Raw genomic sequence first — 16,348 nt, forward strand, 5'->3', positions numbered from 1 at the left:
TTTCCGGATGGTGTGTCCTAAATGGTTGATTACAAAACAACTCTGAATCTGCCTGAAACCGAGTTCCCGATGCGCGGTAACTTGGCCAAGCGTGAACCTGAAATGCTCAAAAACTGGGATGAGAAGGCTTTGTACAAAGCCATCCGTGCCAGCCGTCAGGGGGCCAAGCCGTTTATTCTGCACGACGGCCCTCCGTACGCGAACGGTGATATCCACATTGGTCACTCGGTGAATAAGATCATCAAGGACATCATCATTAAGGCCAAGACCTTGTCTGGCTTTGATGCGCCGTACATCCCAGGCTGGGATTGCCACGGTCTGCCTATCGAGCTGAAGGTCGAGAAGAAGGTCGGCAAGCCGGGCCACAAGGTCTCCGCGGCTGAGTTCCGTCAGAAGTGTCGTGAGTACGCCAAGACGCAGGTAGAGGGTCAAAAGGCCGACTTTATCCGTCTGGGTGTGCTGGGTGAGTGGGATAAGCCTTACTTGACCATGGATTTTGACACCGAAGCCAACATCATCCGCTCGCTGGCCAAGATCATCGATAACGGCCACCTGCACAAGGGCGCCAAGCCGGTGCACTGGTGTACAGATTGTGGTTCTGCCCTGGCCGAAGCCGAGGTGGAATATGAGGACAAGACCTCGCCCGCCATCGATGTGCGCTTCAAAGCGGACGATGCCAAGCTGGTCGCCGATAAGTTTGATTGCGCCGAAGGCCATCAGGGTCAAGGCCCGATCTCTGCGGTGATCTGGACCACGACCCCGTGGACCCTGCCAGCCAACCGCGGTATCGCGCTGCACGAGAGTGTGCAGTACGCCCTGGTTCAGGTGGAAGGCGAGCAGCCTGAGCGCCTCATTTTGGCCGCCGATCTGGTGAAAGATGTGATGGATCGTGCCGGTATCGAGCAGTTCCATAACCTGGGTTACTGTCAGGGCAAGGCGTTGGAGCTGCAGCAGTTCCAGCACCCGTTCTACGACATGCTGGTGCCAGTGGTGCTGGGCGATCACGTCACTACCGAGTCTGGTACCGGTTGTGTCCACACCGCCCCTGGCCACGGCCAGGAAGATTTCGTGGTGGGCAACCAGTACAACCTGGAAGTGGCCAACCCTGTAGGTAACAACGGCGTTTACCTGCCAGACACCCCATTGTTTGCCGGTCAGCACGTGTTTAAGGCCAACGGCCCTATCGTTGAAGTCCTGCAAGAAAAAGGCGCGCTGCTGCACCACGAAGCGCTGCGTCACAGCTACCCACATTGCTGGCGCCACAAGACCCCAATCATCTTCCGTGCCACACCGCAGTGGTTTATCTCGATGGATCAGGCGTCATTGCGTGCCCGCTCCCGTGAGGAGATCGAGAAGGTGCAGTGGATCCCAGAATGGGGTCAGGCCCGGATCGACACCATGGTGGCCAACCGCCCGGATTGGTGTATCTCCCGTCAGCGTACCTGGGGCGTGCCTATCGCTCTGTTCGTACACAACGAGACCCAAGCCCTGCACCCACGCAGCGTTGCGCTGATGGAAGAAGTGGCCAAGCGCGTCGAGCAGGATGGCATTCAGGCTTGGTGGGATCTGGACAGCAGCGAACTGCTGGGTGAGGAAGCCGAGCACTACAGCAAAGTGACCGATACCTTGGATGTGTGGTTCGATTCCGGCGTGACTCACCACTCGGTGGTGGATGCGCGCGAAGAGTTCCGCGGTTTCCAGGCGGACTTGTATCTGGAAGGCTCGGATCAGCACCGTGGTTGGTTCATGTCCTCTTTGATCTCCGCGACGGCGATGAAAGATAAAGCCCCGTACCGTCAGGTGCTGACCCATGGCTTTACCGTGGATGGCAAGGGCCGCAAGATGTCCAAGTCCATCGGTAACGTGATGAGCCCGCAGCAGGTGGTGAACAAGCTGGGCGCCGATATCCTGCGTCTGTGGGTGGCCTCGACCGATTACACCAATGAGATGACCGTGTCCGACGAGATCCTCAAGCGCAGCGCCGACGCGTACCGCCGGATCCGCAATACCTCTCGCTTCCTGTTGGCCAACATGAGTGGCTTCAACCCGGCCACCGATATGGTTGAGCTGGATGACATGGTGGCGCTGGATCGCTGGGTGGTTGCCCGTGCCCACGCGCTGCAAGAAGAGATCGTTGCCGCTTATGATGAGTACAACTTCCACGGCGTGACCCAGCGTCTGATGCAGTTCTGCTCGGTTGAGCTGGGCAGCTTCTACCTGGACATCATTAAAGATCGCCAGTACACCGCCAAAGGCGACGGCCATGCCCGCCGCTCCTGTCAGAGTGCGCTGTTCCTGATCACCGAAGCGATGGTGCGCTGGATGGCGCCGATCATGAGCTTTACCGCCGATGAGATCTGGAACGAGTTGCCAGGCGAGCACGGCGAGTTTGTCTTCACTGAGTTCTGGTATGACGGTCTGGCGCCAATGGGCGACAATGCCGCGCTGTCCGACGCGCAGTGGCAGCAGTTGGTTGACGTTTTGGCCGAGCTGAACAAGCAGTTGGAACAAGCCAAGGCCGATGGCATCAAGAATCGTCTGGCGGCGGATGTGACCCTGTACGCCGATGGCGAGCTCAAAGCTCTGCTGGAGCAGTTGGGCGAGGAGCTGCGCTTTGCGCTGATCACCTCCAACGTTACAGTGAAGTCACTGGCCGATGCCGATGGCGCCAAGGGCACCGAGATCGAGGGCTTGTTGGTGAAGCTGGTTCCGACCGAAGCGGTTAAGTGCGAGCGTTGCTGGCACCACCGCTCCGATGTTGGCAGCATCGAAGCACACCCAACCCTGTGTGGTCGCTGTGTCACCAACATCGATGGCGACGGGGAAGCACGCCAATATGCTTAAGGAAGCCTGGGCGAAGCGTCCTGCCGCATGGATGCAAAGTGGCTGCGTTTGGATCTGGGTCAGCGCGATCGCGCTGATCCTGGATCAGGTGACCAAGATCTGGGCCAAAACCTCGTTGACCTATATGGAAGCCGTTCCGGTGATGCCGTACCTGAACATCTTTTATATCCACAACGAGGGCGCGGCGTTCAGTTTCCTGGCGGATGCCGGTGGTTGGCAGCGTTGGGGTTTTGCGGTGTTTGCCACTGTGATCTCTATCGGATTGGTGGCTATGTTACGCGCCGAGCGTGCCGATAACCGCCTGCTCAATAACGCTTACGCTTTGATCCTCGGCGGGGCGATTGGCAACTTGATCGATCGTGTGGCTTACGGCTATGTGGTGGATTTCATCGACTTCTATGTCGGTAACTGGCACTTTCCAGCGTTTAACATTGCGGACAGTGCCATCTGCATTGGTGCCGGTCTGATGATCCTGGACGCTTTTTTGCAACCCAAAGACGGTCAAGCGAAGCAGTCTGAGCAAGGGAAACAAGCGAAATGAGTGATGTCGTAGTCGGGCCAGGCGCCCAGATCTTTATGCACTTTAATGTCGAGCTGACTGATGGCACGGTCGCCGACAGCACGCGCGCCCACGGTAAGCCCGCTCGCCTGACCATGGGTGATGGCAGCCTGAGCGGGGCGATGGAAGTGGCACTGCTTGGCATGAAAAAGGGTGAGAAGAAGCGCTTTATGCTGGATCCGGATCAGGCCTTTGGCTTGTCCAACCCTGATAACGTCAAGCACATGGATCGCACCCAGTTTGCCGCCGATGCGGATCTGTCCGAGGGCACCATCATGGCGTTTACCGCCGCTGATGGTAACCAGTATCCGGGCGTGATCCGTGCGGTGGAAGGCGATTCGGTGACGGTCGATTTCAACCACCCACTGGCCGGACAGACGGTGATCTTCGATGTGGAGATCCTCGACGTGCTCGTCAAGGAGTCATGATGAAGGTTTTGATGGCGAATCCGCGCGGCTTTTGCGCTGGGGTTGATCGGGCGATCAGCATCGTTGAACGCGCGCTGGAGCTGTTTGAAAAGCCCATCTATGTGCGACACGAGGTGGTGCACAACCGCTACGTGGTCGATGGCTTGCGTCAGCGCGGCGCGGTGTTCGTCGACGAGTTGGAGCAGGTGCCGGACAACAGCATTGTGATCTTTTCGGCCCACGGCGTGAGCCAAGCGGTGCGAGAAGAGGCGAAGCAGCGTGGCCTCAAGGTGTTTGATGCGACCTGTCCCTTGGTCACCAAGGTGCATATGCAAGTCACCCGAGCCAGCCGTAAAGGCACCGAGTGTGTGCTGATCGGTCATGCCGGCCACCCTGAGGTGGAAGGCACCATGGGGCAATACAACAGCGACACCGGTGGGATCTACCTGGTGGAGTCGCCGGAGGATGTGGCCCAATTGGTGGTGAAGGATGAGGCTAACCTGACCTTTGTGACTCAGACGACCTTGTCGATGGACGATACCGCCGAGGTTATCGCGGCGCTGAAGGTGCGTTTTCCTCAGGTGGAGGGGCCGCGTAAGGATGATATCTGTTACGCCACCCAAAACCGGCAGGATGCGGTGCGTGAGTTGGCGCAGCGGAGTGACTTGGTGTTGGTGGTGGGCTCTAAGAACTCCTCTAACTCCAATCGACTGCGTGAGCTGGCGCAGAAGTCGGGCACCCAGGCATATCTGATCGACGGCGCCGAGGACATTCGTGCCCAATGGTTGGAAAACGCTTCGACCATCGGCGTTACCGCGGGCGCATCGGCGCCTGAGGTGCTGGTGCAAGGGGTAATCGATGCGCTCAAGGCGCAGGGCGTTGCTACCGTTGAGGAAGCGGCCGGGCGCGAGGAGAACGTGGTGTTCCACGTTCCTGCCGAGCTGCGTTAAGCCGGACAGAGTTGCAATGAAAAACGCCACCCAAACGGGTGGCGTTTTTGTTTTTACCAGCACTCAGCTGGCGTCTGAGCATCGTTTTGATCCAGCTTGAGTGTGGCGCAGCTGGTGCTACCTTCGCTGTCTTTGACCTGGCTGGAGCCCGTTTTTGCGGTGACACTCAGGGTATAGCCACTGGTGCTGGTGGTGACGCTGACGCTGTAGTGATCTAAGACATAGCTGCCCAGATCGGTGGCGCTGCCATACTGGCCGTTTTCCAGGTGATACTCCTCTTGCGCCAGCTGCATCTTGATCAGGGTTTCCATCGCGGCGACCCGTCGGCTGGAGCGCACTTGATCTTGATAGGAGGGGTACGCGATCCCTGCGAGGATGGCGATGATGGCGACGGTGATCATCACTTCGATCAGGGTAAAGCCGGAAGTGGCAGCGGTAGGCCTCATAGCAACACTCCTTGTTAGGTAACGTGTTTTGCTCGTGGGGTTTTTTCGTTCTAACCTTGTATTCTGAAGTGTAAGTTAATCTCGAGAACAATAACACTAATTCACTTTTCCGGATGGCTCGGTGCCCCCTCTAGGATGGCGATATGGACGTCAATGCGACCCGCAATGGTTTTACCTTGATAGAGCTGCTGATCGCTTTGGCGGTCGCGACCCTGTTACTCGCGGTCGGTGTTCCCTCCTTTCTTGAGCTGCGTCAGCAGCTTGCTCTGCGTGGTGCGGCGTTTCAGCTGCTTGAGACGGTTCACTTAGGTAAGAGTGAGGCACTTAAGCGGGATCTCGATACGCTCAGCATCAAGTTCATCACCCCGAGTAGCGGTAACTGGTGTGTGCGGGTGACGGATACGCCATCGACCTGCGTCAGCTGTGATAAACAAAGTTCGGCCTGTGCGATCGAGGGCGATGGCGGCGTGCGTGGGATCGACAGTGAGGGCTATCCGGAGTTGAGCCTCAGCCACGATTACGCCAGCAATGTGCTTCAGGTGACCAACCGGCGAGCCGGGTTAACGGCCGGTGCCGGGGAGTTGATCCTGTCGGACAGTAAAAGCGTTTGTGTGGTGAGTCGAGCGCTCGGTCAGGTCAAGATCTGCACCCCATCTGATCGCGACGGTTTGTTGGGTGTCAATCGCTGCGAGGAGTCCGAATGCGCGCTGTAGATCAAACCGGTTTCTCTTTGGTTGAGTTGATGGTGGCCATGGTGTTGGGATTGCTGGTGGTCTCGGGTGTGCTTGGCTTTTTCAGTGCCAGCATTCAAACCAATGGCGTGACCTTAGAGGTATCTCGACTCAATCAGGAGTTGCAAACCCTGATGACGACGATGGCGCGGGATCTGCGCCGTACTGGCTACGACAGTGAGGCGCTCACGCACTATGAGGACAACGAGAGTAGTGGGTACGAGTTTATCCCGCTGACGGCGATCAGCAGTGGCGGGGTGATCTCCTGGACCCCGCAGGATCTGGATATCCTGGCGACGGCGGCGACTACGGGGACGGTGGGAAGCCATGCCGATGGTGGCCCCTATACCTGCATTATTCTGCGCGGAAACTTGAGTGTGGCGGCGGATCCGAACGTCAGTGATGCGCCGGTCGGCTATCGCTATAACGCCGCTTCGCAGACGGTTGAGCGTGGCAGTTGGAGCGGGGTCGATCCCAGTTGTGCCGCGGGCAGCTGGGAGGCGATCACCTCGCCGGATATCGAGGTGACGGTGCTAGAGTTCACCTTGGATCCCGCCATCACTGGGGGCACCAATCAGTTGCGCAGAACCGTTGAGATCCGACTGGTGGCTCATCCGGCCAATCGAGCCCAGGCGGCGCTGGCGTTGACGCAACGGGTTCGATTGCGCAGTGATGCCTTAAGTGGCGTATAGGGAGGGGAAATGAGGCAAGGGCGTGCGAATGGATTCATTACCCTGACCGTCTCTTTGGTGGTGTCTTTGGTGCTGGCGGGGATCAGCCTGTATGCGGCCAAGGTACTGTTGCTGGAGAAGCGGATCTCGGCCAATGAGCAGAATTATGCCTTGGCCATGGCGTTGGCGGAATCCGGCTTGGATGCCGCTGCCGTGTTGTGGTCTTACGATGCGCTTGATTGTGATGAGACCAAGAGCTGGACCATCGCGGATGGTGCGCTGGTCGATCACACCGGAGTCGAGACCCAGCGTATCGATGCCAAGTTGAGCTGCACGCCCCCCAACAGTGACACCATTCCGTTGATCGAGGTCAGTTACCTTGATGGCGGCAGCAAGGCTAAGGCGTTTGTTGCTGCATCCTTTTTGTTGTCGCCCCATGGCGAGGGGGATCCTCCGCCGCTGTCCGCCGCCGGATTTGTGGATGTGCAAGGGGCCTTTCGAGTCGGCGCGAATCCCAATGGCGGTGGGGAAGGAGTGCCGGTGTCCATTTGGTCTGGCAATGATATCGATATGAGCAATGCCAATGGCAAAACCTGCGGCGCGGAGGAGTTTGCCCGCGACCGCTGTGCCAGTAACCCTTACAGTGAGAAGGGCAATGAGGGGGATGATCTGGCCCAGTCCGATCCCGGTTTTCCTGAGGATCTGCTGCTTTATTTTATGGGGGTGCCTATTGAGCAGTGGGAGCTGCTCAAGACCACGGGGATCATTCCATCGGATCATATCTTGGCAGATTGCAGCACTTTGGATGCGGGATCCTCCGGGGTGTTTATGGTTGAAGGGGATTGTGATGTGAATGGGATCGGTACCGCTGCGGCGCCGGTGGTGTTGTTTGTCCGCGATGGCAACCTGAAGATCAACGGCAATGACGAATCTTATGGGTTCTTCTTTTCGCTGGAGACTTCGGAGTCCGGCGTGGCGCAGTTGCAGGCCAACGGCACGGCTACTGTGTATGGAGCGCTGATGGCCAACCATAACAATGTGAAGATCTCGTCGGGCAACTTCGGCGTGACTTGGGATGCAGAGGTCTCAGAGGCGATCGCCAGTCCGCCGTTTCCTGTGCTGACCATGGTGCCGGGCAGTTGGCGGGATTTCAGGGTGGAATGATGAAGCGTAATGCTGCGGGATTTGGCTTGATTGAGGTAATGGTGGCGTTGTTGATCGTCTCCGCTGCCGTTGTGGGGTTGTCACGTCTACAAGGGGGCTTGTTGCGCAGTGGCGCCGACACCAGCCTGCGAGAGGTCGCGCTCAAGTTGGCGCAAGCCAAGGTTGACGATCTGCGCAGCTACAGCTCGTCCGCTGCCAGTGGCAGCTTTGATTTTTCTGATATCGCCACCAATGCCGGTGGCCGGCTTGCCGACGGTGTTAACCTGGTATTTCCTGCAGAGACGGTGCGCTATCAGGGCCATGATTTTGTGCTGTCATGGACGGTGTCGGATCACTATATCAGCGGCGGGGTGTTGATGGTTACGCCGGTGATGGGCAGTGAGCCGGTCCTCAAGCAAGTGGCGGTGACGGTCGGTTGGTTGACCCCGCATGGTGACGCCAAGTCGGTGCTGGTCAATGATAATATTGCCCAGATCCTGCCGACCCCGGGCGGCTGGGGCGCGATCAGCAGTGGCGCGGGGGGCGTCGGCCCTTCGGTATACAGCCAGCCGGGGGCGGCCCCGGATGTACTGGGCCTGGAGATCGGCAGCACAGACGATGGGGAAGGAGGTCGACTGGCGGTGGAGCGGGAAACCTTTAAGCCGATCCCCGATGTCGAGCGTGATGGCGAGTTAGTCTTGGTGCAGTTTGACACCATTAACTTTACCGATGATGGCGAGGTGGCTGGGGAGGTGGTGCGATTGGCGCAGCAAGATGCGCTGACGACCGGCTGCCGATGCAGCTTTGATGCGTCGCCGGAAGGCCAGTTTGAGCTGGCGGCGGGCGTGTACGTGAACAGTGAGAATGAGTCGGAGGATTGGCTGCGTTATCTCGAGTCGGTGACGGTCTCCGCCAGCAATAAGGTGGCGGTTGGTGCGGTGAGTGCCAGCAATCAGATCAGCGATCGGGGTGAGGAGCTTTGCACGCTGTGTTGCCGCAGTCATTTTGATGCCAAAGATGGGGCCATTGGTACGGCGGAGCTGGCGGAATTGGAGATCAGCCGTGGGGAGCCCTACTCCGCGCTCAGTTTTAGTCAGTTCCAGTATTACAGTCAGGACAGTGTCCGGCACGGTGGGACATTGCGCTATCAGCTTGATGGCGATGAGGCCGAGGAGGGGGATGTCTATCTGGAGGCGTGTCGCATGCAGCGGATCAACGGCTTCTATCGCATGATGCCGGACTGGCAGCAGATCGATCTGCAACTGCTGCCTCGTACTTACCTGAATGACAGTCGAGTGGAAACGGCCTACCTAGATCATATCCAATCGGTGTTAACTACCTATATGGCCTGCGATGGGGCAAATGATCCCGTGAATTTCCCCAATCTGCCAGGCTGCGCGCTGGTTGAGCAAGCGGTGGGGGCTGATATTGATGGTGATGGCGTCAACGACACTATCCCTAAGCGCGAGGTGACCCTGCCGCCGGGCACGCATCAGTTGATGGCCCGCGCGATCTATATGGATCCCATTACCGAGGCTATTCAAACCGCCTACACAGGTGGCGGCTCGCAGACCAATTTGGCGGCGCTGCCCTTCTCTGAGGTCAACATCACCCTGTTTGCCGATTGGCAGCTCTATCAATGCCCTTCGGACTCGGATGTGTTGTCGGCCGATGAGGTGTTGGACGACTGCACGCTGTGTACCGATGCGGCGAGTTGCGAAGGCGTCACGCTGACCTCTGAGCCGGTGGAAACCATCGTTGCTCCTGACAGTAATTATTACGGGACCTACAGCCGCGGACTGCTGTCGATAGGCGCTGGTTTGACGTCGGATTATTATGCCTATGTCAAATCCGGTCAGAGTAATTCGGGATTGACTGGCTTGGGGGCTATTTCCCCTCAGGATGAGGTGACCGCGCGCGAGAGTGTGATGAAACTGAATATCGAAGGAACACTTGAGGGCTTTGGTGGACGGGTCGAATGTTTGAAGCTGAAGAATAATGGTAACGGTTATCAAGGTTGCCACAGCAGTGATTGGGATGATGTCGCCATTGTCGCGGTCGGTAATGTCAGTTGTGAGTTGACCGTCTCTGGCTCGGCCGCGAGCAGTTCCTTTTCTTGTAGCTACAGCCCGGGAGCTTGGAGTGGCAGTGTTGAGATCGTCAATGCCGCAGCGTCGGTGCTGGATGGCGTGATCACCAGCGAACAGGTTGCCAGCGCCGCTGCGGGTGAGGACGGAGCAGAAAATCAATTCTGTATCTTGATGTATGAGTCCAGTGAGGCGGTGTCGGCACCGGGCTCCTGTGAATTCTAGGTGTTAGCCTGTTCACGCCTTGAGGCGCCCACCGGGGCGCCTCAACATTGGGTTTGGAAAGTTAGCTGCAGCTGTGACTGCCGTTGTCGTGATATCGCACGCGTCCGGTGCGATAGATGCTGAGCTTACGACTGTTGTCACTGTTGGCGGTGAGCGGACAGTAGATAAAGGTACCGGTATTCATGGTAAAACCATCCGGACTAAAGCGGATCTGGCTATGGCTTACCTTGAGTGCGTCCTGAGGGTGAATGGCACTGCGCTGCTGCAATATCTCATCGTCCTCACCCAAGACCCCATCCCCGCCGTCGTCAACAAAGACGGTATATCCATCCTGCCATTGATTAACGCAGCTGCCTTTTTCATCCAGTGGGCAGACCGTGATGTTGTTTTGGTATGCCATGGCGAGATAGCGGGTGGAGATCAGATCTTGATAGAGGGTATCGATCTCGTTGTCCGCACGGGCATTGGCCATCAGGCCGCTCAATTGCGGTGCGCCGACGCCCAATAAGATCGCGGCAATGCTGACCGCGATGAGCAGCTCGACCAAGGTTAATCCGGTCTGTTTTTTGCCTTCCATGGCGATATTCCACTTGTCCATAGGTTCGTGGTGGACTTTAGTGTTGCCGAAAGGCAACGACGCCTGCAAGCCGCTGAGTGACTTGGTGCTGGTCTGAAGTAAAGCTTGTTGTTAGCATATTGTTAATTGCCTTTGCGGGCAATATCATTAGGTCGCTTTAAGCCATGGAGGGTGTATGAAGCAAATAACAGGTACTGCTCAACAGGGCGGCATGACCCTCATTGAGGTGATCATTGCGGCGGTGATCCTGAGCATCGGGTTGCTGGGCGTGTTTCAACTGCACATCGTTGCCAAGCGGGGCAGCTATGAGGCGTTTTACTATGCTCAGGCCGCCGCCATGGCCAATGATGTGTTAGAGCGGATGCGGATGAATTCGCGGCTGATGGATCAATATGCCGGCAGCCAATACGGCGAAGGCGCCCATACGTTACCCGAGAAAAGTTGTGGCATGGCCGCCGGTGTGGTCAGTCGTTGCTCAGATACTGAAATGATGCTGTGGGATAAGTATCAATGGGATAGATTGCTAGCGGGGCACGCTGAGCTCAGTGGCGAGGAGCGGCTGGGCGCGCCGCAAGACGCCGTGGGCTGTATCTTTGTTTCAGGCGCTGAGGTAGAAGTCATTGTTTCTTGGCAAGGGCTTCAGGGCACCTCGGATGGCGCGGCACAGAACAGTCTTCAGGCGCAAAGCTGTGGCGTAGCAACTCCTTATCGGCGGCAGTTTACCGCGACCACCATGATGATCGACACATGAAGCTGCAGTCGGGATTAACCCTGCCGGAATTAATGGTCGCGCTGTTGGTGGGGTTATTTGTGGTGGCGGCATCATTGACCGTGTTCACCATGTCGTCGACCAGCGTGCTGTCGACCAGTCAATATAATCAATTACAGGAAAGTGGCCGGTTGGCGTTACGCCTGATCCATGATGATCTTGCGCAAGCGGGTTTTTTCGCTGATCTCACAGGCCTCGATCTGATCGAGAATATTAACCTTCAGTTGCCGGAGAAAACCGAAGGGACGGACTGCGTCGGTGCAGGATTGAATAACGCCACTTTCCCCAATGGGTTGGGACACTTTCGTACGATCTGGGCGTATACCAAAGGGTCGGGAGCCAAGCTCAGCTGCGAAAATGGGGCGCTGTCGGGTTCGGATGTATTGCAGGTCAAGCGCTTGGTTGGGCCTGAGGTGAGCGTAGCCAGCGATGAGCGCTATTATTTTCACGTCAATGTCAGTCAGGGCGCATTTTTTCACCATCAAAGTCCCGTGCCATCGATCGGTAATGGGCGGATATTTGAATATCAACATAAAGCCTATTACGTCAGAAATAGCCCAGAAGGGATCCCCACCTTGTATCGGCATGCGCTGTCCTCGAAGGATTTTTTGTTGGGCTCGGAGCCTTTGGTCGAGGGCGTTGAAGCGATGCAGCTTGAGTTTGGTATCGACTTTGATAACAACGGCACTACAGACAGCTATGTGGCCACTTCAGAGGTTGATGATGCGATCTGGGATCAGCGTCAGTCTGCCCGGGTCCTCGCCGTGCGGGTGCATCTGCTGTTACGCAGTTTAGAGCCGGATAATAGTTACCAAGACGGTGGAGAGCGGGTGTTTGATATGCCCGGTGGAGCCTTAACCAAGGGCGGCGACGGTTACCGTCGTAAGCGACTGACGACCACGGTGATGATCCGCAATGCGCAACTGATCAGTCGGAGAAACGGATGAGAGCACAAACCTCTGGCCAACAGCACGGCATGGTGTTGATTGTAACAACCCTGCTGTTGCTGATCTTGACCCTAGTGGCATTAGGTTTGGCGACTCGGACTCGGCAAGCGATGCAGATATCTGCCGCTGGGATCGCCCGTGAAGGGGCTTTGCAGCAGGCCAATGGCGGTCAGGAAGGCTTTGTCGAGGCTCAGCGTTTAATGCGTGGTGACAGTATCTTCGTGACGGCGCAAGGGGAGCCAGGCGAGGTATTGGGGGTAGAAAACGAGGTGACTTTCTTGGTTGAGACCGTCTGTCGGCGCAGTCGTAATGCGACGGCCAGTGGGGTGCTGTCTTGCCGCCAGAATCAATTGGAGAGTGTGATCCGCTTTGGTAAGAACCAGCGCGGACGGTTCTCCGTGGTGGCCGGTGTGGAGCAGCCGGTGCTGATATCCTCAGGAGGAGGATTATGAAGCGGAAGATCGGGGTGTGGGGAGCGGCGTTTAGTGTTGCTGCAGCATTATTGCCGCTGGCGGCTGATGATACTGAACTGTACGTAGCAGGCGGCTCGGTGGTGGCGACGTCGCGGCCGCAGGTGTTGATCGTGTTTGATACTTCAGGCTCGATGAAGACCGAGGAGGAGGTGACACCAGAACCATTTGATCCCAATCGAGATTACACCGGCAATAATGGTCGTCGTATCTTTTATGTGCGTGGGGAAGTGAAAGATTACCCAGATCCCGATGATACAACACGCTATTTTGCCTGGGAGCAGAATGCTTGTGCTTCTAGTTTATTGCCACACCCGGAAGATAACTCGCTGAGCATTTTGGCTTATGAGGGCAGCTATACCGATAAATTTAGGGCGTTTAAATACAATCGAAGTGCGAATAATAATAATCGATATTGGCGCAACTTACCGAACTCGTTAGGAAATGGGCGGCCTGATTATGTCATTGAATGCGCGCAGGACTTAGCCAGCGGCAAGATTGATAACGCGCCGCAACATCCCAACAGCAACCTCACCGGCACTGGCTTTGCCACCAATATAGACAGGAAAACCCCGTTTGATGGCAGCACGTCCGCTCTGTCTCTTGCTGAGCGGCTCAAGGCTGCTGAAATCGCTGAGTCATCGGTTAAATTGCAAAATGCCGAGTCGGTGACTCTATTTACTGAGAATTACTTGCGTTATTTACAAAATGCAGGGGAGACTCGTCGCTCGCGAATAGATATCGCCAAGGACACGATTGTGTCCTTGCTCAACAGCACCCCTGGCGTCGACTTTGGCTTGGCGGTATTTAATTACAATCGGTATGCCAATGATAGCGGTGGGCGGATCGTGGCCGGTATTGAAACCCTGGACGATCAGCGGCGTGCGGACCTGATTGATACGGTGAAGGGGTTGCCTGCAGAGAATTGGACCCCACTGTGTGAGTCGTTATTTGAAGCCTATCGTTATTACAGTGGTAAGGCACCGATGGGCGCCGATCGCGCCGGTGATCAACGACCGGTTGCCGATGCCAGTATTGTGAATGCGGCCGGGCAATACGTCAGTCCTATGTTGGATTGTCAGCGACAAGCTTACGTTATTTTGATCACCGATGGCGTACCCACCTACGACAATGATTTTGATGACACGATCAAAACAGAGTTTGGGATCGGCTCTGAGGACTATTACGATCTGGGGCGGAACAGCTCCTACGGGCGTTATAACTATCTGCCTCAGGTTGCCAAATACATGTTTGAAAATGACTTGAATGCCCAGTTGCAAGGGGATCAGAAGGTGGTGACCTATACCATCGGTTTCTCTAAAGGGGCAGACGATGCGGCCGGAGTCCTATCGGATACGGCACTCAAGGGCGGCGGGGATTATTACGCAGCGGCTGACGCGCTGGCACTGCGGACGTCGCTGCAGAGTATCTTCAGCGATATCTTAGCGACTAATTCCAGCTTCACCTCTCCGTCGATCGCGGCCAACAGCTTTGATCGAACCCAGACGCTGGATGCGGTCTATTACGGCATGTTTTTGCCCAGTGACCGTCCCCGTTGGCGCGGCAACCTGAAGAAGTTGCAGGTGAGTGCGACGGGGCAGATCCAGGATGCCGGGGGGCAAAAGGCGATCAACGCCAACGGCAATATTGAGGATGGCGCTTGTACCTTTTGGACCCTCAGCGCTTCTTGTAGCGATGCCTCCAGTGGCGGCGATGGCAACGATGTACTGGTCGGTGGGGCAGCCGAGTCGGTTTACTTACAAGCGACCCGTCGTATTTTGACCGAGGGCCAGGCGGGCCAAGCGCTGGTGCCATTAACGCAGGCCAGTTTGAGCCAAGCGCTTGGCGGAGAGTCGGCGCTGTTGACTCAACTGGAGCTAGACGATGCTACGCCCCTGGCGGGTTATGTGCAGTGGCTGCAGGGCGTGGATGTCGATGATGAGGATGGCGATCTGAGCGTGACGGATCGCAGGCAGGATGTGATCGGCGATCCGCTGCATTCCAAGCCGCTGGCGATAGGCTATGGCGATACATTTGGGGTGCGGATCTTGATGGGCACCAATCAAGGCTATCTGCATATGTTCCGGGATGCGGGGAATACGCTGACAGAAAGTTGGGCCTACCTGCCCGCCGAGATGGTGCGAAATACCGTAGCGTTGCGGACCAACGACCAAACCGGAGGACACACGGTCTACGGCATTGATGGCTCGGCGGTGGCGTACATTCACGATGCGGATCGGGATGGCAACATTGAGACGGGTGATCGGGTGTGGGCCTATTTTGGTTTGCGACGCGGCGGACGTGGCTACTATGCACTGGATGTCAGCGATCCCGACAACCCTAAGTCGCTGTGGCATGTCGATGCGACCACGTTGGGGCTCGAAGAGTTGGGGCAATCCTGGTCTGAGCCGGTCATCACGCGGATCCCAGGTTATGGGGACAAGCCAGTCTTTATCATCGGTGGTGGTTATGATCCTAATAAGGATACCAAGGCGGTGGGCTCGGCAGATAGCATGGGCCGCGCGGTGTTTATCCTGGATGCGGAAACCGGCGCTGTGATCCACCGTTTTGTCGGTAGCACTAAGGACGCGAAAACGACGCCATTTCCCGGCGAGGATTCTATACCGGCAAAGCTGTCAGCACTGGATTCGGATGCGGACGGCGTGACGGATCGTTTGTATGCCACTGATACCGGCGGTAATGTCTGGCGGTTTGATCTACCCAGCGGCGATCGTCAGCACTGGAGTGTGTTTAAGTTGGCGCAACTGGGGGGCGACAGCGCGTTGGTGGATAGACGTTTTCATGCTGAGGTCAGTGTGGCGCAGACCAGCTTTGAGTTGGTGGAATCGGTCGTAGTGAACCAAGGCCAGGCCGATGAGGCCAGGCTGACCACCTCAACCGAGTTTCCTTACGATGCCGTTGCCGTGGGATCCGGAAATAGAGCGCATCCAAACGGAGCCGGCACGGCTGACATGTTGTTTGTGTTGCAGGATCGCCGGATCAAGACCCAAACGTTTGGGACATCGGACAATCCGGCACCTGAGCCTATCACCCTGGCAAACCTGTACAGCGTCAATGATGATCCGATCGGATCGGTGAGCGACGATGAAGCTAAGTTGGCAGAGCAGTTGAAGTTGGGGGAAAAGTTGGGTTGGTCTTATTCGCTGGCGGCGAAGGAAAAAGCGTTGTCGGCCCCGGTGGTGATCGCCGGAATGGCCTATTTCACCACCTTTACGCCGGGCAACCTGTCGGCCGCGCAAGGCTGTGTGGCGGAAGGACAAGGACAGTTGTATGCCTTTAATCTGCAAGAGGGGTTGGCGCTCGGTCGTCACAGTTTAGGCGCGCGGCTACCGGATACGCCTCAGGTGCTGGTGCCGCCGCCGCCGGAGTCTGTCCCTGAAGATTGGGATCCACAGCTGTTTTTGGTGGGGGTGGGCGCTGGCGAGGATCAGACCGGTACGCTAGCGACAGAGCAGTACATTATCCCGAGTCGGGTTTATTATCATTATGGTGGCGAGTGAG

At 56.8% G+C, this 16,348-nt stretch carries 14 protein-coding genes; 12 read left to right on the forward strand and 2 right to left on the reverse strand.

Annotation, left to right across the window (positions count from 1 at the left end):
* Positions 1-21 precede the first annotated feature (21 nt).
* The 4 genes from ileS to ispH are packed head-to-tail and all read left to right on the forward strand — an operon-like array spanning position 22 to position 4,760.
* Positions 22-2,844 carry an isoleucine--tRNA ligase gene (ileS, locus tag ABEA08_RS01940; protein WP_345332749.1) on the forward strand — a complete coding sequence of 941 codons (2,823 nt, stop codon included), beginning with the start codon at positions 22-24 and terminating at the stop codon, positions 2,842-2,844.
* Positions 2,837-3,385: a signal peptidase II gene (lspA, locus tag ABEA08_RS01945; RefSeq protein ID WP_345332751.1), complete on the forward strand. Its 549-nt coding sequence runs from the start codon at positions 2,837-2,839 to the stop codon at positions 3,383-3,385. The genes ileS and lspA overlap by 8 nt, the downstream gene beginning before the upstream one ends.
* A complete protein-coding gene (gene fkpB / locus ABEA08_RS01950) occupies positions 3,382-3,831 on the forward strand; it encodes an FKBP-type peptidyl-prolyl cis-trans isomerase (RefSeq protein ID WP_345332754.1) in 450 nt (149 codons plus the stop codon). The genes lspA and fkpB overlap by 4 nt, the downstream gene beginning before the upstream one ends.
* The gene (gene ispH / locus ABEA08_RS01955) at positions 3,831-4,760 is read left to right on the forward strand and encodes a 4-hydroxy-3-methylbut-2-enyl diphosphate reductase (protein WP_345332757.1); all 930 of its coding nucleotides are present in this window, start codon (positions 3,831-3,833) and stop codon (positions 4,758-4,760) included. The genes fkpB and ispH overlap by 1 nt, the downstream gene beginning before the upstream one ends.
* A gap of 53 nt (positions 4,761-4,813) precedes the next feature.
* Here the strand turns inward: ispH and ABEA08_RS01960 are convergent, their stop codons facing one another.
* On the reverse strand, positions 4,814-5,206 hold the full coding sequence (locus ABEA08_RS01960; protein ID WP_345332759.1) for a type IV pilin protein: 393 nt from the start codon (positions 5,204-5,206) through the stop codon (positions 4,814-4,816).
* 143 nt (positions 5,207-5,349) lie between these two features.
* On the opposite strand from ABEA08_RS01960, the gene ABEA08_RS01965 reads away from it, so the two are divergent.
* The 4 genes from ABEA08_RS01965 to ABEA08_RS01980 are packed head-to-tail and all read left to right on the forward strand — an operon-like array spanning position 5,350 to position 10,063.
* Positions 5,350-5,919, forward strand: coding sequence for a pilus assembly FimT family protein (locus tag ABEA08_RS01965; protein ID WP_345332761.1), 570 nt, complete (start codon positions 5,350-5,352; stop codon positions 5,917-5,919).
* On the forward strand, positions 5,907-6,629 hold the full coding sequence (locus tag ABEA08_RS01970) for a PilW family protein (protein WP_345332763.1): 723 nt from the start codon (positions 5,907-5,909) through the stop codon (positions 6,627-6,629). Before ABEA08_RS01965 ends, ABEA08_RS01970 begins: the two co-directional genes overlap by 13 nt.
* A 9-nt stretch (positions 6,630-6,638) precedes the next feature.
* Positions 6,639-7,772 (forward strand): pilus assembly PilX family protein, encoded by a 1,134-nt coding sequence (locus ABEA08_RS01975; protein ID WP_345332765.1) that lies wholly within the window; start codon positions 6,639-6,641, stop codon positions 7,770-7,772.
* Positions 7,772-10,063, forward strand: coding sequence for a type IV pilus modification PilV family protein (locus ABEA08_RS01980; protein WP_345332767.1), 2,292 nt, complete (start codon positions 7,772-7,774; stop codon positions 10,061-10,063). The genes ABEA08_RS01975 and ABEA08_RS01980 overlap by 1 nt, the downstream gene beginning before the upstream one ends.
* A 61-nt stretch (positions 10,064-10,124) precedes the next feature.
* Here ABEA08_RS01980 and ABEA08_RS01985 read toward each other — a convergent pair whose 3' ends face one another.
* Positions 10,125-10,640 (reverse strand): GspH/FimT family pseudopilin, encoded by a 516-nt coding sequence (locus ABEA08_RS01985; protein WP_345332769.1) that lies wholly within the window; start codon positions 10,638-10,640, stop codon positions 10,125-10,127.
* A gap of 175 nt (positions 10,641-10,815) precedes the next feature.
* Here ABEA08_RS01985 and pilV point away from each other — a divergent pair, with 175 nt between their 5' ends.
* From pilV to ABEA08_RS02005, 4 genes are read left to right on the forward strand one after another with little or no spacing between them, the layout of a single operon-like run.
* Complete coding sequence (gene pilV / locus ABEA08_RS01990; RefSeq protein WP_345332772.1) at positions 10,816-11,391, forward strand: type IV pilus modification protein PilV; 576 nt, start codon at positions 10,816-10,818, stop codon at positions 11,389-11,391.
* Entirely contained in the window at positions 11,388-12,356 is a 969-nt protein-coding gene (locus tag ABEA08_RS01995) for a PilW family protein (protein WP_345332774.1), read from the forward strand. Before pilV ends, ABEA08_RS01995 begins: the two co-directional genes overlap by 4 nt.
* Positions 12,353-12,808 carry a pilus assembly protein PilX gene (locus ABEA08_RS02000; protein WP_345332776.1) on the forward strand — a complete coding sequence of 152 codons (456 nt, stop codon included), beginning with the start codon at positions 12,353-12,355 and terminating at the stop codon, positions 12,806-12,808. Before ABEA08_RS01995 ends, ABEA08_RS02000 begins: the two co-directional genes overlap by 4 nt.
* Entirely contained in the window at positions 12,805-16,347 is a 3,543-nt protein-coding gene (locus ABEA08_RS02005; RefSeq protein WP_345332779.1) for a pilus assembly protein, read from the forward strand. Before ABEA08_RS02000 ends, ABEA08_RS02005 begins: the two co-directional genes overlap by 4 nt.
* The last annotated feature ends 1 nt before the right edge of the window (position 16,348 follow it).

Source organism: Ferrimonas pelagia (assembly GCF_039543565.1).
GTDB lineage: Bacteria > Pseudomonadota > Gammaproteobacteria > Enterobacterales > Shewanellaceae > Ferrimonas > Ferrimonas pelagia.